At 63.3% G+C, this 17,478-nt stretch carries 14 protein-coding genes; 3 read left to right on the top strand and 11 right to left on the bottom strand.

Annotated elements, in window-relative coordinates; genetic code table 11:
- Window positions 1-4: 4 nt before the first annotated feature.
- Both SB822_RS09060 and SB822_RS09055 read right to left on the bottom strand, forming a co-directional pair.
- Window positions 5-1,282: an efflux RND transporter periplasmic adaptor subunit gene (locus SB822_RS09060; protein WP_410854505.1), complete on the bottom strand. Its 1,278-nt coding sequence runs from the start codon at window positions 1,280-1,282 to the stop codon at window positions 5-7.
- A 59-nt stretch (window positions 1,283-1,341) separates the two neighbouring features.
- A complete protein-coding gene (locus tag SB822_RS09055; protein WP_410854504.1) occupies window positions 1,342-4,524 on the bottom strand; it encodes an efflux RND transporter permease subunit in 3,183 nt (1,060 codons plus the stop codon).
- Between the two features lie 439 nt (window positions 4,525-4,963).
- On the opposite strand from SB822_RS09055, the gene SB822_RS09050 reads away from it, so the two are divergent.
- Entirely contained in the window at window positions 4,964-5,176 is a 213-nt protein-coding gene (locus SB822_RS09050; protein ID WP_007582104.1) for a hypothetical protein, read from the top strand.
- Window positions 5,177-5,292: 116 nt separating this feature from the next.
- The gene (locus SB822_RS09045; protein WP_410854503.1) at window positions 5,293-6,324 is read left to right on the top strand and encodes a serine/threonine protein kinase; all 1,032 of its coding nucleotides are present in this window, start codon (window positions 5,293-5,295) and stop codon (window positions 6,322-6,324) included.
- Window positions 6,325-6,347: 23 nt separating this feature from the next.
- On the opposite strand, the gene SB822_RS09040 is transcribed toward SB822_RS09045, so the two are convergent.
- Entirely contained in the window at window positions 6,348-8,345 is a 1,998-nt protein-coding gene (locus SB822_RS09040) for a DUF3857 domain-containing transglutaminase family protein (protein ID WP_410854502.1), read from the bottom strand.
- Window positions 8,346-8,799: 454 nt separating this feature from the next.
- Here SB822_RS09040 and SB822_RS09035 point away from each other — a divergent pair, with 454 nt between their 5' ends.
- The gene (locus SB822_RS09035; RefSeq protein ID WP_410854501.1) at window positions 8,800-9,522 is read left to right on the top strand and encodes a PepSY-associated TM helix domain-containing protein; all 723 of its coding nucleotides are present in this window, start codon (window positions 8,800-8,802) and stop codon (window positions 9,520-9,522) included.
- A 15-nt stretch (window positions 9,523-9,537) separates the two neighbouring features.
- On the opposite strand, the gene SB822_RS09030 is transcribed toward SB822_RS09035, so the two are convergent.
- The 8 genes from SB822_RS09030 to SB822_RS08995 all read right to left on the bottom strand — a co-directional run bounded on the left by SB822_RS09030 (window position 9,538) and on the right by SB822_RS08995 (window position 17,468).
- Complete coding sequence (locus SB822_RS09030) at window positions 9,538-9,879, bottom strand: helix-turn-helix domain-containing protein (RefSeq protein WP_007582113.1); 342 nt, start codon at window positions 9,877-9,879, stop codon at window positions 9,538-9,540.
- Complete coding sequence (locus SB822_RS09025) at window positions 9,863-10,255, bottom strand: type II toxin-antitoxin system RelE/ParE family toxin (RefSeq protein ID WP_007582115.1); 393 nt, start codon at window positions 10,253-10,255, stop codon at window positions 9,863-9,865. Before SB822_RS09025 ends, SB822_RS09030 begins: the two co-directional genes overlap by 17 nt.
- Before the next feature lie 185 nt (window positions 10,256-10,440).
- Window positions 10,441-11,469 carry an XdhC family protein gene (locus SB822_RS09020; protein WP_007582117.1) on the bottom strand — a complete coding sequence of 343 codons (1,029 nt, stop codon included), beginning with the start codon at window positions 11,467-11,469 and terminating at the stop codon, window positions 10,441-10,443.
- Window positions 11,442-12,023 carry a CoxG family protein gene (locus SB822_RS09015; RefSeq protein WP_079498407.1) on the bottom strand — a complete coding sequence of 194 codons (582 nt, stop codon included), beginning with the start codon at window positions 12,021-12,023 and terminating at the stop codon, window positions 11,442-11,444. Before SB822_RS09015 ends, SB822_RS09020 begins: the two co-directional genes overlap by 28 nt.
- Complete coding sequence (locus SB822_RS09010) at window positions 12,014-13,255, bottom strand: vWA domain-containing protein (RefSeq protein ID WP_410854500.1); 1,242 nt, start codon at window positions 13,253-13,255, stop codon at window positions 12,014-12,016. Before SB822_RS09010 ends, SB822_RS09015 begins: the two co-directional genes overlap by 10 nt.
- A gap of 5 nt (window positions 13,256-13,260) precedes the next feature.
- Window positions 13,261-14,148, bottom strand: a complete 888-nt coding sequence (locus tag SB822_RS09005) for an AAA family ATPase (protein WP_079498401.1) — start codon at window positions 14,146-14,148, stop codon at window positions 13,261-13,263.
- Between the two features lie 122 nt (window positions 14,149-14,270).
- The gene (locus SB822_RS09000) at window positions 14,271-15,068 is read right to left on the bottom strand and encodes an FAD binding domain-containing protein (RefSeq protein ID WP_007582124.1); all 798 of its coding nucleotides are present in this window, start codon (window positions 15,066-15,068) and stop codon (window positions 14,271-14,273) included.
- A gap of 12 nt (window positions 15,069-15,080) precedes the next feature.
- Complete coding sequence (locus tag SB822_RS08995; protein WP_024162612.1) at window positions 15,081-17,468, bottom strand: xanthine dehydrogenase family protein molybdopterin-binding subunit; 2,388 nt, start codon at window positions 17,466-17,468, stop codon at window positions 15,081-15,083.
- Window positions 17,469-17,478 lie beyond the last annotated feature (10 nt).

The following is a 17,478-nucleotide window of genomic DNA, read 5'->3' as shown; positions in this document are numbered from 1 at the left end:
GTGCTCACTCTTGTGCCTTTGCAGTCTGCTCGCTTTGCGCCGAAGACGAGCCGCTAGAGGCGCCCGAAGCACCGGACGCACCTGCTGCGCCGCCCGCTTTCGGATGCACGATACGCACCGCCGCGCCATCGACGATCGAATCCTGCGGATTCAGAATCACCTGCTCGTCGCCCGTCAGCCCCGAGGCGATGGCGACGCGCGTGCCGTAGTCGGTGCCGAGCGCGACCTTGACGAGCTTCACACGCTGCTGCGCATCGACGGTCGCGACTTTCACGCCGTCCGGACGAAACAGGAACGCGTTACCCGGCAGCGTGTACGGCGCGGCGGCCTGCGACTTCAGCGCGAAGTGCACCTGCGCATAAGCGCCCGGCAGCAGATCGCCGTTGCGATTGTCGACATCGACTTCGACGAGCATCGTGCGCTGCTGTTGATCGACGGCGCCCGACGTGCGCGCGACCGTGCCGGGGTAGTGCTTCGCCGGCGTTTCGGTGAGCGTCAGAAACGCACTCTGCTGCGCCTTCACTTCCTGCGCGTAAGCCTGCGGCACGTTCACGTAGACGCGCAGCCGGTCGGCCTGCGCGAGATGGAACAGTTCCTTCGCCGGGCCGCCCGAGCTGCCGGCGTCGATCAACGCGCCAACGTCGACGTTGCGCGCGGTCACGATGCCGTCGAACGGTGCGTAGACCTTCTGGAACGACTGCATCTTTTCGAGCCGCGCGACATTGAAGCGCGCCGCGTCGAGCGTGCCTTTCTTCGCGAGCATGTCGCCGACCTTTTCATCGGTTTCCTGCTTCGAGACGGAATTGCTGCGAAGCATTTCCGACCATCGGTCGGCGGTACTTTTGGCGAGCGTGTAAGTCGCTTGTGCGTTGGCCAGATCGGCGCTCGCCGCCTTCAACTGGTCGTCGACTTCGGGCGTGTCGATTTCGGCGAGCAGTTGCCCCGCCTTCACGCGCGCGCCGATATCCGCGTACCACTTCTTCACATAGCCGTTGGTGCGCGCGTAGATCGGCGTATCGAGAAACGCCTGCACGTTACCGGGCAGAACGAGATCGAGCGCGGCCGCGGATTTTTGCGGCTTCACCACTTCGACGCTCAGTTGCGCGGAATGCTGCGCGTCGCGCTCCAGCGCGGCATGCGCGTCGTGACGCGACCAGATACCCTGCGCAGCGAGCGCCAGCACGACGATCGCCGCGCCGATTACGATCCAGCGCGAACGGTTCGATGAGCTGCGCGGGCCTTCCCCGTGCGGCGCGGACTCATCAGGACGATTCCCTTCCATCAGAACTCCAGATACTGTGCTTGCGCATCGTTGTTATGACCGTGGCCACGTCGGCCACCTTATTGCGGCTTCTGGACGACATGCGCGGCGGCGCGTGCGCGTCGCTCCGACAGCCGTCGATAGATCATCGAAAACACTACGGGCACGAACACCAGCGTCGCAATCGTGCCGATGGTCAAGCCGCCGATCACCGCGCGCCCGAGCGGCGCATTCTGCTCGCCGCCTTCGCCGAGGCCGATCGCCATCGGCACCATGCCGATCACCATCGCGAGGGCCGTCATCAGCACGGGACGAAAGCGCGTGAAGCCCGCTTCGATGGCGGCGCGCGTCGCGTCGCCATGTTCGAGCAACTGCTCGCGCGCAAAGCTGATCACGAGAATCGAGTTCGCCGTCGCGATGCCGATACACATGATCGCACCCGTCAACGCTGGAATGGACAGCGTGGTATGCGTGAGAAACAGCATCCACACGATGCCCGCCAGCGCGCCCGGCAGTCCGGTGATGATGATGAACGGATCGAGCCACGACTGGAAATTCACGACGATCAGCAGATACACCAGCACGATCGCGAACACGAGACCGGTGAACAGGCCCGAAAACGAGTCGTTCATTGTCTGCACCTGGCCGCGCAGTTCGATCGACGAGCCTTTCGGCAATTGTGCCTTGGTGTCGGCCATGATCTTCTGGATGTCGTCGGAGACGGCGCCGAGATCGCGGCCGTCGGCGGTGCCGTAGATATCGATCGTGGTTTGCGCGTTGTAATGCGTGAGCACGGCGTTGCCGGCTTCGCGCCGCATCGTCGACAGCGCGCCGAGAATGTTCGTGTGGCCGTTCGCGTTCAGCGGAATGTTCGCGAGCGATTGCAGCGAATCGATCGTGTATTGCGGCGCTTCCGTGATCACGTTGTAACTGACGCCATTGCGCGGATTGAGCCAGAACGTCGGCGTGGTCTGCTGGCTGCCCGACAGCGTGATCAACAGATTGCTAGCGACGTCGCGCTGTGTGAAGCCCGCCTGTTGCGCGCGCGTGCGGTCGACGTCGACGAAGATGCGCGGCAGGTCGGACGGCTGCTGGATGCGTGCGTCGGCAAAGCCCGGTATCGCGCGCATCTTGTCGAGCAGCATCGCGGCGAACGCGCGATTGCCCTGAACGTCGCGCCCCACAATCTGAATGTCGATCGGCGACGGCATGCCGAAGTTCAGCGTCTGACTGACGATATCCGCGGGCAGGAACGCGAACTGCACGCCGGGGAATTCGTCGGTGAGCGTGCGGCGCAACAGGCGCACGTACTCGGCCGTCGGCTTGTGATCCGCGTTCAGGCTGATCAGGATGTCGGCATCCGACGTGCCGATCGTGCCCGTCGCGCTGTACGACAGGTTGATACCCGATACGGGCAAACCGATGTTGTCGATGATCGAATGCAGCTCGTCGCGCGGGATCAGTTCGCGGATGCGCGCATCGACGCGATCGGTGACGACGGCCGTTTCCTCGACACGCATGCCCGTCTTCGCGCGCAGATGCAGCGCGATCGTGCCGGCATCGACGGCAGGAAAGAAGTCGCGACCAAGGAACGGCATCAGCAGCAGCGACAGCAGACAGCACGCGAGAAAGCCCGACACGAAGAGGCCGGGCCGCGCGACGCGTGCCACGAGAAACTCACGATAACGCCCGCGCAGATTCGCAAAGCCGCGCTCGAACGCGAGGTGCACGCGCATGAACGGGTTGCGCGTCTCATGCGAATGATGGAAGTCGGCAGGACGATGGTGATGGCGCAGCAGATACTTCGCGAGGGTCGGCACCAGCGTTCGCGAGAAGAAGTACGACGCGAGCATCGCGAACACGACGGCTTCCGCGAGCGGGATGAACAGATAGTGCGCGACGCCCGTCAGCAGGAACATCGGCACAAACACGATACAGATCGACAGCGTAGAAACCAGCGTTGGAATCGCTATCTGATGCGCGCCGTCGAGAATTGCCTGTTCAAGATTCTTGCCCTGTTCGAGCTGATGACTGATGTTCTCGATCGCGACCGTCGCGTCGTCGACGAGAATACCGACGGCGAGCGCCAGCCCGCCCAAGGTCATGATGTTGATCGTTTCGCCGAGCGCGGACAGCGCGATGATCGACGTGATCATCGACAGCGGGATCGACACGGCGATGATCAGCGTTGCGCGCCAGTTGCCGAGAAACAGCAGAATCATCAGGCCCGTCAGGCATGCTGCGATCAGCGCTTCGCGCAGCACGCCTTGCACCGACGCGCGCACGAACAGCGACTGGTCCGCGACGGGATCGATGTTCAGCGACTCGGGCACGAGATTGCGCAGCGCCGGCATCATGGTCTTGATGCGATCGACGATTTCCAGAGTGGATGTGTTGCCGCTCTTGTTGATGGTCAAGAGCGATGCGCGCTGACCGTCCACGCGCACGATGTTGGTCTGCGGCTGATAACCGTCGCGCACATGCGCGACGTCGCGAATATAGACGGTGCCGTTCGGCCCCGATTTGATGGGGATGTTGTTCAGGCCTGCGAGCGAATCGGGGCTCGCATTCAACTGCACCGAATATTCCGTCGAGCCGATTTTCGCGGTGCCCGTCGGTACGATCAGGTTCTGCGCGGTGATCGAATTCACCACATCCATCGGCGACAGATTGCGCTCCTGCAGCTTGCGCGAATCGATATCGACCATGATCTGACGCTGCTTGCCGCCGTACGGCAGCGGCGCCGACGCGCCCGGCACGGTCGCGAGCTGCGTCTTCAGGAAGTTATTACCGTAGTCGAACAGCTCCTGTTCGGTGAGCGACGGCGACGACAGCGACAGCCGCAGGATAGGCACGGTGGATGCGTTGTAGCGCAGTATGTTCGGCGGCGTGATGCCGGGCGGCAGCGAGCGCAGTTGCGTTTGCGACAGTGCCGTGACTTGTGCGAGCGCTTCGTTGATGTTCGCGTGCGGCTGAAAGAAGATCTTGACGACGGCGATACCGTTGAGCGAAGTCGATTCGACATGCTCGATATCGTTCACCGCGACGGACAGCCCGCGCTCGTAGTTCAGCACGATGCGCTTTTCCATCTCGTCGGCAGGCAGGCCGTTGTACGTCCAGATCACCGACAGCACGGGAATGTCGATGTTCGGGAAGATGTCGGTAGGCGTGCGCAGGATCGTCAGTGGGCCGATGATCAGCAGCAGCAGCGCGAGCACGACAAACGTATAGGGGCGCCGCAGCGCGAGACGAACGATCCACATGAACAGGGCGGTCCGGTGAGGGCGGGAGCCGCTGCTTCTGGCGGCAGCGAGCATTGCGCGACGGCGGCCCGGCCGGCCGTGCGCGACAGGAATATAACGCGTATCGTAGCTTACATCGACATTTTTGAGACTACGGTGCGGTCCGGTTTATGATGAGCCTGTTACGGGTCGTTACAGTTAGGGTTTCGTAAGTCGAATTGACGGAACGGATGCCTCACGAGGCCTTACTTTTTACTTTGCCAAAATGCCCGGAAGGGCAACAATGGGGTTCAGGGGTTCGCCCGGCGCATGTGTGCCGGATGGAATGCGAGTCGATCCTGGCCCCTGGTTTTTAGGATTCAGGTGCGTACGCAACCATCCGGATGTTGCGGCGCTTTTATCATCACGTTGACCGGCGCAGTCCCAAACAAGCCGGCAATTGGGAGAACGGGGAAACATCATGCAAGTCGGTTCTATTGTTCGATCCGTGCATATCGCCGTGCCACAAGGTGCACGCGGGATCGTGATGCGCATTCTTGGCGACATGGCGATGGTGGCGTGGTACGCCGGCGAGCCGGGCACGTCGAAGATACTGAACACGGAACCCTTTTTCCTCGAGGATCTGATCGACACGGGCGAATTCGTCCGCCCCGCTGGCGCGCAGATACATTGATCGCGGTGTTCTTGCCTGCTGTCGTGATTGACGAGATGCGGCGCCGCTGAGCGGCCGACGCATCGCGAGTGACACTGGCGCTCGTTTTTGCGCGCGGCACGGCGCACAATGCGGGCATGAACGAAGACACTCCCGAGATTCCCACCCCGCAGGACGGCCACGCCGTTCCCTTCGCCCGCCTCACGCCGGAAGTCGTGCTGGACGCGCTAGATAGCGCGCTCGACACGGTAGGCGTGCGCACGGATGGGCGCATGCTGCCGCTCAACAGCTACGAGAATCGCGTGTATCAGGTCGGCGTCGAAGACGGGCCGCCTGTCGTCGTGAAGTTCTATCGGCCGGAGCGCTGGACCGACGAGGCGATTCTCGAAGAGCACGCCTTTGTCGCGGAACTGTGCGAGCGAGAGATTCCCGCCGTGCCTGCGCGCACGCTCGATGGCCGCACGCTGCACACATTCGACGGCTTTCGCTTTTCCATCTTCGAGCGGCGCGGCGGCCGCGCGCCTGATCTCGACCGCAAGGACACGCTCGAATGGCTTGGCCGGTTTATCGGGCGCATTCATGCCGTTGGTCAGACGGTGAAATACGCGGCGCGCCCGACGCTCGACATCCACACCTTCGGCTACGAGCCTCGCGACTATCTGCTTTCTCAAGACTTCGTGCCCGCTGACGTGCGGGTTGCGTGGGAAGCGGTTGTGAACATGGCATTGGAAGGCGTCGAGCGGGCTTTCGAACGCGCAGGCGACGTGCGCCAGTTGCGCATGCATGGCGACTGTCATCCGAGCAATGTGCTGTGGACCGACGCAGGCCCGCATTTCGTCGATTTCGACGACAGCCGCATGGGCCCCACCATTCAGGATCTGTGGCTGCTGCTGCCGGGCGAGCGCAACGAGGCGTCGCGCGCGTTGACGGATCTGCTTGCGGGCTATGAGGACTTCTGCGACTTCGATCAGCGCGAACTGCATCTGATCGAAGCGTTGCGGACCTTGAGGCTGATTCACTACTCGGCGTGGCTCGCGCGTCGTTGGGACGATCCGGCGTTTCCCGTCGCGTTTCCGTGGTTCAACTCGCAACGCTATTGGGAAGACCGCATTCTCGAGCTGCGCGAGCAGGTCGGCGCGATGCAGGAAGGGCCGCTCTGGCCGGTGTGATGCTCGAGCGTGTGTCGCGCTCGTCAGTCGGCGGATTGAGCGCGGGCTGGCGATCCGGCGATCACGCGTGACGGTGTCGATTGCGTCGATGAAGCGCCGCGTGCCGCATCCGCAACTGTCGAGCGCACGATCACTTGCGCGCGCACGTCGCGGCCGATCGTTTCGATGCCCGCGCGCATCTGCGTGAAATCTTCAGGCGAGCAGACCTCGCTGCCAAAACGTGTGGTCCCGTCGCGCGTCACGGTGATGACATTTGCGCTCGCGTCGTACGAATAGGTCGAGCGATAGTCGATGAAGCGGTCTCGCGCGGCCATTGCTTCCGGCACATCGAGCACGCGAAAATTTGCAGGCAGTGCAATCTGCGTGCGCTCGTGCAACTCGACATTGCGACACACGAAAGGCTGCGTGCGTTGCCGTTCGCCGAGCCAGTAGCGCGCGTCCGACTGAAATCCGCCGACGAAGCTCGTGAGCGCCGGAATTGACGCGGCCGTGCCAGGCACGACGAAGTCTTCGAGTTTGCCTTTCATCGTGAGCGACAGTGGGCCGTCTGTTGCGTTGAGGTTGCTGGTCGATAGCGTTGCTGTGCCCGAGAGGTTCACGAAGCGCAGTTCCGCCTGCAGCGACTCTTCGCGCTGCGCAGGCGTTTGCATGCGCAGCAGCGTGCGTCCCTGCTCTGCGGCCCAACCTGCGGATTCCAGCCGGTAGATGAAGGTCGCGGAGCCATCGTGCGCGACGTTGATCGACAGATCGGTGGTGCGCGACATCGTGGCCGTCGAAGGTGTGCGCGACAGCACGCCTGCGTTGACGAGCACGACGGGGCGGTTCATGTCGGTGGACGGCAGATAGCCGAACTCGACGTTCGGCGCGGTCGAATCGGCGTATAGCTGAAGCTCGGGCAGCCACGTGATCACGTGATTCAGCACGCCGTAGCCGGGCACGTCGGGCAGCGTGTAGATCGTGCCGCTGCTGATCAGCGCGGGCTCGTTGCGGATGCCGACGGCGTCGAGCAGCGCGCCATACAGCGCGACGTGATCCTTGCAGTCGCCGTAGCGCAGCGCGAGGATTTCCGTCGCGCGATGCGGCACGACCGCGCCGCGTCCGATGTTGACGGCGACATAGCGCACGTTCTTGCGCACCCAGTCGTAGAGCGTCCTGGCTTTTGCACGCGGCGTCTGATCGCCGGCGGTGAGCGAGCGGGCCAGTCCGACGATTGTCGGATCGCTGCCGCTGGCATCGACGGCCGATTCGCGATACTTGGCGGCGAACGCGGCGTAGTCGGGAAACGTCGAGACCATCAGCCGGTCGCCATAGCTCACGTACGCAATCGATCCATATTCGAGCCGCGCGAAATGCGCCTTGTCGTAGCGGAATTCATAACGCGTGCGGCCGTTCTTCGTCGACGGCGGCAGTGCGGTGAAGCCGCGCGCGTCGGCGTAAAGCGGCTTGTCGGCGGGCAGATCGTAGACGAGGCGGAAGTTGTGGGTCGGCGCTAGATCGGGCGGTGTGAAGTCGCTGAAATGACCCGGCACGATCGGCTGCATCTGCGTCTTCCGATACGTCAGGTGCACGCGCGCACCCGGTTCGACGGCGGGAAACACGATCACCTTTTCGAGGATGTCCTGGAACATCGGTGCGTCGAACGAACGCGCTTCCTGCACGTCGCGAATCTGCTCGGGGCGCACGTCGTGGCGCGTGCCGTCGGCGGATGTCGTGTACGCCTCCAGAATGTCGACGCTCGCCATGTTGCGGTTGAACCAGATGTAGTACTGCGCGACTCGCGCGACGCCCGCCTCGTTATTCACGCGTAGCGTCATTTCGTCGATCTTTGTATAGGAGCCGTCGGCGTTCACCGTGAAGGTCTGTGTTTCGCGTTCGTTCGTGTATGGCTCGATGGGCGCGGCCGTTGCGGCGTTCAGTGTGGTCAGGCCTGCGTTGTTAGCCGCCTGGTCGGCAGCGCGGGCCGCGCCTGTGCAAAAGGCGCAAGCAGCCATCGCGATACGGAAGATCGTGAAAAGGCGCATGGGGAATCAGGCGTCCGAAGGAATTGGTCTAGTTCTGTCGCACCTCACACTTCAAAATCACACGACGTTTGTGTCAAGCGGGCAAACCGCACACAACGGCAACATTTTCCGGAAGCCGGCCTAAGCCTTCGGGATTGAAAGAAATTACATTCTGTGTAATGATAGTTATTCTCATCTGAAGGGCGTCGCCAGCTAATCGTCATCTTTCTCCTCTGTCGACCAGAGTGGCGCTTTAGCGCCTTACTCTGGTCCCATGCAAGGAACTTGCTGAGACGAGTCAGCCAGCCAGCTCTTCGATGACCATTCTGTTTTTGCCCGGAATGCCATAGCTGCCATCCGTCACGTGGCGAGCGCGCTTCGGGCATCCGTCTTTCCGCTCCGGAACGACATTTCCAGTTTCCATTCCAACGTTGCCGCACGCCGGCGACGCACGACCCGTTTTGCCAGGAACACGATGAACGCGCCCGAATCGATCGAACTGAAGCCTGCTGCCCGCGCGGGCGTGATGCCCGCTGCCGTCCAGCAGCTGGACGCGGACGAGCTGGCCGCGCGGCGTCAGCGCTCGCGGCGCGCGAACTTCATCAAGTGGCTGCGCAAGGTGCATGGCTGGGTGGGGCTATGGGGCGCCGTGCTCGGGCTGCTGTTCGGCGTGACGGGCTTTCTGCTGAATCACCGCGCGGGACCGCTGAAGGTGTCGTCAGGCGAGCCGCAGGTCGAGCAGTTGCAGATCGCGTTGCCGCAGAAGGGCTTCAAGTCGCCCGGCGACATGGCGCACTGGCTGAAGGACGAACTGCATATCGATGGCAAGCCGGGCAGGGCGCGCCGCGAGCTCGCGCACCCCGTCGCGTGGGGCGATCAAAGCGCCGTGCAGCCGGAGTTCTGGCAGCTTGCGATCGCCGCGCCGGGGCAGAACGTGCAGGCCGAGTATTGGGTGGGCAACGGCTTCGTGTCGGTGAAGCGCACGCAAAACTCGTTTCTCGGCACGATGAACAACCTGCATAAGGGCGTTGGGTTGAGCGTCGGCTGGGTGCTGTTGATCGATACGATCGCGGGCAGTCTGATTCTGCTGTCGCTGACGGGTGTGCTGCTGTGGACGGAACTCAATAAGCGGCGGACCGTGGGTGTCGTGCTGATCGGCGGGTCGATCGTGGCGGCGGTGGTTTGTGGGTTGATGTGAGCGTTTGGTGCTCCGTCAGTCGTCTTGCGCTTCTTCGCGGATCGGGTCTTCGATTTGCGCAAAGTTGGTGATCTTCACCTCGCCTTCCGGAAAGCGCGCGATGACTTCAAGCTCGCCGCCGAGTGCGCGGATGTGATCGCGCAACGTCGAGATATACATGTCCGTGCGCTGTTCGAGTTTCGCGATGCTGGGTTGCCTGACGTTGAGGCGCTTAGCGAGCGCTTCCTGAGAGAGGCCGCGCGCTTGACGCAAGCCGTGCAGAGGCATTTCGGCGCGAAGTTTCTCCGCCATCGCTTCCGAACGGGCCCGTGATTCCGGCGGCATTTTCAGCCAGAGCTCTTCAAATTTTTTCGCCATCTTTGGCTCCTCCGTGCGCGGTGCGCAGCAAGTGCACACGATAGATGATTTCAGCTCGCGGTACGTTCTGTTGATACCAGCGTTCGTGGCCAGTCTTGTCGCCGCCGAGCAGCAGTACAGCAGTGCGTCGCGGATCGAACACATACAACACTCGATACGGCTTTCCGCGATGCTGAACCCGTAGTTCCCGCAGATTTCCTATTGTCGAACCCATGATCTTGCTGGAGTACGGGAACGGCAACTGGGGACCTTGATCCCTGAGCAAGAGGATCGTCGACGCGATCGACTCTCTCTCCGCCTTCCGCAACCCTTCCCACCAAGCTTGAAATGCATCGGTGTACTCAACGTCCCAAGTCATCGAAAATATAGCCTCCATGGAATATTCCGTCAAGGGAATAATGGCGACTACGGACGAGCCACGACGTGACGGGTAAAGTCGCGTGGCCGTCCGCAAAAATTCGATGCTAGGGATCAGAAGAGCCCGGCGACAGTCAGCCGAATGGCTAAAGCCGGGCGAGAGAAATCGACCGCGAACAGACACCGTTCGCGGTCTGAGAGAATTTAATCCGGAATACTACAAGCAGCTCCCCCACTAGCAGCAATTTCACGCGCCGCCTTGGCGCCTTCGACCTGCAGCAGCGTTGGCAGCGACACGCCATTCTTGGCCGCCGTCACTTCCGCAAGAATCGACACAGCGATCTCAGGCGGCGTTCTGCTGCCGATATAAATCCCAACCGGCCCATGCAGCCGCGCGAGTTCCGTCTCGGTGAGATCGAACTCCTTGAGCCTTTCGCGCCGCGCCGCGTTATTGCGCCGCGAACCCAACGCGCCGACATAAAACGCAGGCGTTTTCAACGCTTCCATCAGCGCAAGATCGTCGAGCTTCGGATCGTGTGTGAGCGCGATCACAGCGCAGCGCTCATCGAGCTTCATATCGAGCACGGTATCGTCGGGCATCGTACGAACGACCTTGGTGCCCGGCACGTCCCATTCATCCGTGTACTCTTCGCGCGGATCGCACACTGTCACTTGATAGTCGAGCCCGACCGCGATATTGCACAGATAACGCGACAGTTGCCCAGCCCCGATCACCAGCATCCGATAACGCGGGCCATGTATCGTCAGCAGACGCGTGTCGTTGAAGTCCACGCCATCCGTTGCTTGCGCGGGACCCAAACGCGCGACACCCGTTTCCATATCGAGCGTGCGCGCGACGAGCCGTCCGTCTTCAACGGCATCGCACAGTTCAGCGATGCCGCTCGCCTCCGTCAAAGGCTCCAGCACAAGCTGAATGGTCCCGCCGCACGGCAAACCAAAGCGATGCGCCTCTTCGGCCGAAATGCCGTACTTCACCGCTTCAGGCTTAGTCTGCTCGATTCCGCGCTGACGCACGCGATCGATCAGATCGTCTTCGATACAGCCGCCCGACACCGAACCCACCACCGCGCCATCTTCGCGCACGACGAGCATCGCGCCCTCGGGACGCGGCGACGAGCCCCACGTCTTCACGACCGTCACGAGTAGCGCGCGATGTCCCTGTTCGAGCCAGCGCGCGCTGGACTTCAGGACTTCGAGATCCACGCTGTCCATGATTTCTTCCTCTTCGGTTCTTCGCCACTGCCGTCGGCGGCGCCTTCGCCGTCATCGACAGGACTAGCAGTGTCGCCTGAATCGCCCGATTCTGCCTGCACGTCGCCACTGCCGCCCGTCAATTGCTCGCCGAAGCGCCTGAAAAACTCACCCGCGAGCTTGCGCGCCGCGCCGTCGACGAGCCGCGAGCCGATCTGCGCGAGCTTGCCGCCAACTTGCGCAGTCGCCGTGTAGGTGAGCGTCGTCGCTTCGTCGCCGTCGGGTTCGAGCGTCACATGCGTTTGCCCTTTACCGAAGCCAGCCGCGCCGCCCTGGCCTTCGAACACGATCGTATACGTGTGAGGCGCGTCGATATTGGTGAGTTCCATGCGGCCCTTGAAGCGCGCCTTCACCGGTCCGACGGCCGCGCTCAACGCGACGGCGTACGCGTTCTCGCCATCCGGTTCGATGCTGTCGCAGCCGGGAATGGACGCGCGCAGAATCTCCATGTCGTTGAGCGCTTCCCATGCGCGCTGCTGCGGCACGAGTAGCGTGTAGGTTTCGGTCAGCTCCATGACGTCGCTCCTTCAGATATCGCGGCGCGCGCGGCATCGCGGGACACGCGCGTCAATTGCGCGAGATCGCGGCCGAACGCAGCCAGGCTGTCGAGATTGTGAACTGGCTTGTGCGCATCGACGAACGGCAGCATCGCCTGTACGCCGCGCGCCTTCGGCGAGAACTCGCGGTAACGCAACAACGGATTGAGCCACACGATGCGATGCGCGAAGCGGCGCAGGCGGGCCATTTCGGTTTCGAGCACGTCGATGGCTTCGTGATCGAGGCCATCGGTGACGAGCAGCACGGTCGCCCTGCCTGTCAGCACTCGGCGTGCCCAACGGCGGTTGAATTCGGCGAGCGCCGCGCCGATGCGGGTGCCGCCCGACCAGTCGACCACCTGATCCGCGAGCGCAGCAATCGCGACATCGGGATCGCGTTCTTTTAGCGCACGCGTCGCATTGGTGAGGCGCGTGCCGAACAGAAACACCTGCAGGCGTTCGCGCGATTGCAGCAGCGCATGGCAGAAGTACAGCACGGCACGCGAATAGCTGCTCATCGACCCGGAAATATCGAGCAGCAGCACGAGCGGCGGCTTGCGCGCGACCACCGCGCGATACTTCCACACGGTCCAGTCGCCGCCCGCGCGCACGGCATGTCGCGCGCTCGCGCGCAGATCCGCATGTGTGCCGCGCGACGCCGCTTTCAGCCGGCGCGTCGGCTCCATCGCGAGGGGCAGGCGCTGCGCGCGAATCAGGTGACGCAGCGTGCGCCATTCGTCTGCGGTAAGCGTGTCGAAATCGCGATGACGCAGACGCTCTTCGGCGCTGAACGTCACGTGCGCGTGCAGTTCGTGGCGGTCTTTGTCGGCGGCTTGCTCGGTTTGCTTGCGCTGCTTCGCGTGGTGCGCGGCGAGCGCGTCGGCGAGCCGGTTGTTGCGCTTGGGCGGCGGGATGCCGCTCGTCACCTTCGGCAGAAGCAGCGCGCGCAGCTTGCCTTCCCAATCGGGATCGCGCCAGAAGAGATCGAACGCGGCGTTGAAGAGGTCGCGCTCGTCGGGCGCGCACAACAGCAACGCGGCGAGCGCCGCGCGCACGTCGTCGCGCCGGTCGAGATCGATCCAGCGCAATGCTTCTAGCGCATCGACGGCCTGTGCGGGCGACATCGGCAAGCCCGCGCCGCGCAACAACCGCACGAAGTGCACGACGTTGCGTGCGAGCGTCGCGGTGTTGGGATCGCTGACGGGCATCATCGACGCTACTCCGCCGCCGCAAGACATTGGCGAATCTGTTCGGCGTCGAATCGCGCGAGGTCGTCCTGATACTTGAGCAGCACGCCGAGCGTGTCGTGGACCGATTGCGGATCGAGTTCGGTGACGGTGAGCGCAGCGAGCGCGCGGCACCAGTCGATCGTTTCCGCGATACCCGGCGCCTTGAACAGATCCATGCCGCGCAGCCGATGCACGAAATCGACGGCGCGGCGTTGCAGCGCTTCGCCCGTTTCGGGCGCGCGCGCCGCGACGATCGCCAGCTCGCGTTCGCGGTCGGGGTAACCGATCCACTGATACAAACAGCGGCGCTTCAACGCGTCGTGCACTTCGCGCGTGCGATTCGACGTCATCACGACGAGTGGTGGATGCTCGGCGCGCACCGTGCCGTATTCGGGAATGGACACCTGAAAATCCGACAGCAGTTCGAGCAGGAACGCCTCGAACGGCTCGTCGGCGCGGTCGATCTCATCGATCAGCAGCACGCGCCGCGCGCCGGGATGATGCTCATCTGGCATGAGTGCCTGCAGCAGCGGGCGCTTCAACAGGAATTCGCTGCGATACAGCGTGCTGCTGTCGGGCTTCTCGCCGGCCGCTTCGGCGAGCCGCAGCGCCATGATCTGCCGCGGATAGTCCCACTCGTACAGCGCGCTCGCCGTATCGAGCCCTTCATAGCATTGCAGCCGCAGCATCGACGTGCCGAGCATGCCCGCCGCTGCCTTGGCCAATTCCGTCTTGCCGACACCCGGCTCGCCTTCGACGAACAGCGGCCGTTCCATGCGCAGCGCGAGAAAGAGCGCGGTCGCCAGCTCGCGGCTCGCGAAGTAGCCTTGCGCGCTGAGCTGGGCGAGGGTGTCGTCGATTGAAGCGGGCTGCATGGTCCTCCCTGGCACTTCGGCTTGCATCGCTCGAACACTGAAGAAGCTGGACAAACCCGATAAACGAAATGGCCCGGACGCGCCGGGCCTCGGGTGCTCAACCGCGTCGCACGCCGCGTCCGCTAGCCGTTTGCGGCTCGCACCGCGCGCGCCGTCAGCACGGGTATCAGGTGAGCGCGATATTCGGCGCTGGCGTGCATGTCGGTGTTGAGATCGTCCGGTGCGATCGTCACGCCGCGCGCGGCAGCTTCCGTGAAGTTCGCGGCGAGCGCGTTCTCCATGTCCGTCGCGCGAAACACCGACGACGCCGCGCCCGTGATCGCGACGCGCACACCGTTGGCAGTCTTCGCGACGAACACGCCCGTCAACGCAAAGTGCGACGCCGGATTCTTGAACTTCTCGTACGCTGCTTTCTCCGGCACCGGAAACTCGACGGCGACGATCAGTTCGTCGGGCTGCAACGCGGTTTCATACATGCCGACGAAGAAATCCGTCGCTGAAATGCGTCGCCGGTCGGTGACGACGGTTCCATCGAGGCCGAGCACGGCGGCAGGATAATCCGCCGCGGGATCGTTGTTCGCGATCGATCCGCCGATCGTGCCGAGCGAGCGCACTTGCCGGTCGCCGATATGCCCCGCGAGAAACGCGAGCACCGGCAACACGCGCTGCACATCCGCGTGACTCGCCACGTCCGCATGGCAGACGGCCGCGCCGACCGTCACTTTGGTCGGCTCGACGCGAATCTCCTTCAACTGCGGAATGCGCGTGATGTCGATCAGCTTCGATGGCTGCGCGAGACGCAGGCGCATCGTCGGCAACAGGCTTTGTCCGCCCGCCAGATACTTTGCCTCGCTGTCGGCGCTCAGGCCGGACACGGCGCTCTTCGGATCGGCTGCACGTTGATAGTCGAATGAATACATGTCGGCCTCCGCTCAGGGACGTGAGTTTTGTGCAGCGTGAATCGCGGACCACACGCGATGCGGCGTGGCGGGCATCTGCAGGTCCGTGACGCCGAGCGGCGCGAGCGCGTCGATGATCGCGTTGATCACGGCAGGCGGCGAACCGATCGCGCCCGCTTCGCCGCAGCCCTTCACGCCGAGCGGATTGTGCGTGCACGGCGTGCCTTTCGCGGTTTCGACGGTGAACGACGGCAGATCGGACGCGTGCGGCATCGCGTAGTCCATGTACGAACCGGACAGCAGCTGGCCGGTGTCCTTGTCGTACACGCAGCGCTCCAGCATTGCCTGGCCTATACCCTGACCAAGACCGCCGTGCACCTGTCCTTCGACGATCATCGGATTGATCACGTTGCCGAAGTCGTCGACGGCGGTAAAGCGCTGGATGCGCGTCTCGCCCGTATCGACGTCCACTTCGACTTCGCAGATATACGCGCCCGCCGGATAGGTGAAGTTGGTCGGATCGTAGAACGCGCTTTCGTCGAGACCCGGCTCGAGCTTGTCGAGCGGATAGTTGTGCGGCACGTAGGCGGCGAGCGACACGTCGGCGAAGGTCTTTGTGCGGTCGGTGCCGGCGACGCGGAACGTGCCGTCCTTGAACTCGATGTCATCCGCCGATGCTTCGAGCAGATGCGCCGCGATTTTCTTCGCTTTCGATTCGATCTTGTCGAGCGCCTTCATGATCGCCGAGCCGCCGACTGCGATTGAACGCGAGCCATACGTGCCCATGCCGAACGGAATGCGCCCGGTGTCGCCATGCACGATATCGATGTTGTCGATCGGCACGCCAAGGCGGTCGGACACGACCTGCGCGAACGTCGTCTCGTGGCCCTGGCCGTGACTGTGCGAGCCGGTGAAGACGGTGACCGAGCCGGTCGGATGCACGCGCACTTCGCCCGCTTCGAACAGGCCCGCGCGCGCACCGAGCGCGCCCGCGATGTTCGACGGCGCGAGACCGCACGCTTCGATGTAGCACGAGTAGCCGAGGCCGCGGCGCTTGCCGTTCTTCTCCGATTCCTGTCTGCGAGCGGCGAAGCCTTTGACGTCCGCGAGTTCCATCGCGCGGTCGAGACAGGGTTCGTAGTCGCCCGTGTCGTACGTGAGGCCGACGGGCGTCGCGTACGGGAACGAGCGGATGAAGTTGCGGCGGCGGATTTCAGCGGGGTCTATGTTCATGTCGCGCGCCGCCGTTTCGACGAGGCGCTCGACGACGTACGTCGCCTCGGGACGGCCTGCGCCGCGATACGCATCGACAGGTACCGTGTTCGTGAACACCGCTTTCACTTCCGCATAGATCGCGGGCGTTGCGTACTGGCCCGCGAGCAGCGTCGCGTACAGGATGGTCGGCACGCTGGAGGCGAAGGTCGACAGATACGCGCCCATGTTCGCGATCGTGTGCACGCGCATCGCGAGGAACTTGCCGTCGGCGTCCATCGCCAGTTCGGCTTTCGTCACGTGATCGCGGCCATGCGCGTCCGATAGAAACGCCTCGGAACGTTCGGCCGTCCACTTCACAGGGCGGCGGATTTTCTTCGATGCCCACGTCAGCGCGACGTCTTCCGCGTACAGGAAAATCTTCGAGCCGAAGCCGCCGCCGACATCCGGCGCGATCACGCGCACTTTCGATTCCGGCAGCGACAGCACGAACGCCGCCATCAACAGCCGTTCGACGTGCGGATTCTGATTGGCCACATACACGGTGTAGCTGTCGTCCTGCGGTGCGTAGCTGGCGTTGACGGCGCGCGGCTCGATCGCGTTCGGGATGAGGCGGTTGTTGACGATATCGAGCGTCGTCACGTGATGCGCCTTGGCGAACGCGGCATCCGTGGCCGCCTTGTCGCCGTGGCCCCATGTGTAGCAGGTGTTGTCGGGCACTTCGTCGTGGACGGCGGGCTGGCCGGCATCGGACGCGTGCGTGGTGTCGATCACGGCGGGCAGTTCGGCGTAATCGACTTCGATCAGTTCGGCGGCATCTTTTGCGGCTTTCACCGAATCGGCGATCACGAGCGCGACCTGGTCGCCGACGTGGCGCACTTTCGTATGCGCAATCACGGGATGCGGCGGCTCGTGCATCGGTTTGCCGTCGATGCTGTGGATCAGCCAGCCGCACGGCAGCCCGCCGACGTTTTCAGCGGTGAGATCCGCGCCGGTAAAAATCGCGACGACGCCGGGCGACTGCTTCGCGGCGGTGGTGTCGATACGTGTGATGCGTGCGTGCGCGTGGGGCGAGCGCAGGAATACGGCGTAGGTCTGACCGGGCAGGACGATGTCGTCGGTGTACTGGCCGTTGCCGGTGAGGAAGCGATAGTCTTCCTTGCGCCTGACGGGCATGCCCACCATGCGGTGCGAATCGGGTGCGTTCATGGCGGGCTCC

The sequence above is a fragment of the Paraburkholderia sp. SIMBA_054 genome (assembly GCF_046534875.1).
Taxonomy (GTDB): Bacteria; Pseudomonadota; Gammaproteobacteria; order Burkholderiales; family Burkholderiaceae; genus Paraburkholderia; species Paraburkholderia hospita.
The sequence above is the reverse complement of the archived record's forward strand: the minus strand, read 5'-3'. Positions and strand labels throughout refer to the sequence as shown.

What these genes read in the sequence shown, in the direction of transcription:
- SB822_RS09060 (WP_410854505.1), bottom strand. Translation starts at nt 1,282, where the DNA reads ATGGAAGGGAATCGTCCTGATGAGTCCGCGCCGCACGGGGAAGGCCCG.
- SB822_RS09055 (WP_410854504.1), bottom strand. Translation starts at nt 4,524, where the DNA reads ATGTGGATCGTTCGTCTCGCGCTGCGGCGCCCCTATACGTTTGTCGTG.
- SB822_RS09050 (WP_007582104.1), top strand. Translation starts at nt 4,964, where the DNA reads ATGCAAGTCGGTTCTATTGTTCGATCCGTGCATATCGCCGTGCCACAA.
- SB822_RS09045 (WP_410854503.1), top strand. Translation starts at nt 5,293, where the DNA reads ATGAACGAAGACACTCCCGAGATTCCCACCCCGCAGGACGGCCACGCC.
- SB822_RS09040 (WP_410854502.1), bottom strand. Translation starts at nt 8,345, where the DNA reads ATGCGCCTTTTCACGATCTTCCGTATCGCGATGGCTGCTTGCGCCTTT.
- SB822_RS09035 (WP_410854501.1), top strand. Translation starts at nt 8,800, where the DNA reads ATGAACGCGCCCGAATCGATCGAACTGAAGCCTGCTGCCCGCGCGGGC.
- SB822_RS09030 (WP_007582113.1), bottom strand. Translation starts at nt 9,879, where the DNA reads ATGGCGAAAAAATTTGAAGAGCTCTGGCTGAAAATGCCGCCGGAATCA.
- SB822_RS09025 (WP_007582115.1), bottom strand. Translation starts at nt 10,255, where the DNA reads ATGGAGGCTATATTTTCGATGACTTGGGACGTTGAGTACACCGATGCA.
- SB822_RS09020 (WP_007582117.1), bottom strand. Translation starts at nt 11,469, where the DNA reads ATGGACAGCGTGGATCTCGAAGTCCTGAAGTCCAGCGCGCGCTGGCTC.
- SB822_RS09015 (WP_079498407.1), bottom strand. Translation starts at nt 12,023, where the DNA reads ATGGAGCTGACCGAAACCTACACGCTACTCGTGCCGCAGCAGCGCGCA.
- SB822_RS09010 (WP_410854500.1), bottom strand. Translation starts at nt 13,255, where the DNA reads ATGATGCCCGTCAGCGATCCCAACACCGCGACGCTCGCACGCAACGTC.
- SB822_RS09005 (WP_079498401.1), bottom strand. Translation starts at nt 14,148, where the DNA reads ATGCAGCCCGCTTCAATCGACGACACCCTCGCCCAGCTCAGCGCGCAA.
- SB822_RS09000 (WP_007582124.1), bottom strand. Translation starts at nt 15,068, where the DNA reads ATGTATTCATTCGACTATCAACGTGCAGCCGATCCGAAGAGCGCCGTG.
- SB822_RS08995 (WP_024162612.1), bottom strand. Translation starts at nt 17,468, where the DNA reads ATGAACGCACCCGATTCGCACCGCATGGTGGGCATGCCCGTCAGGCGC.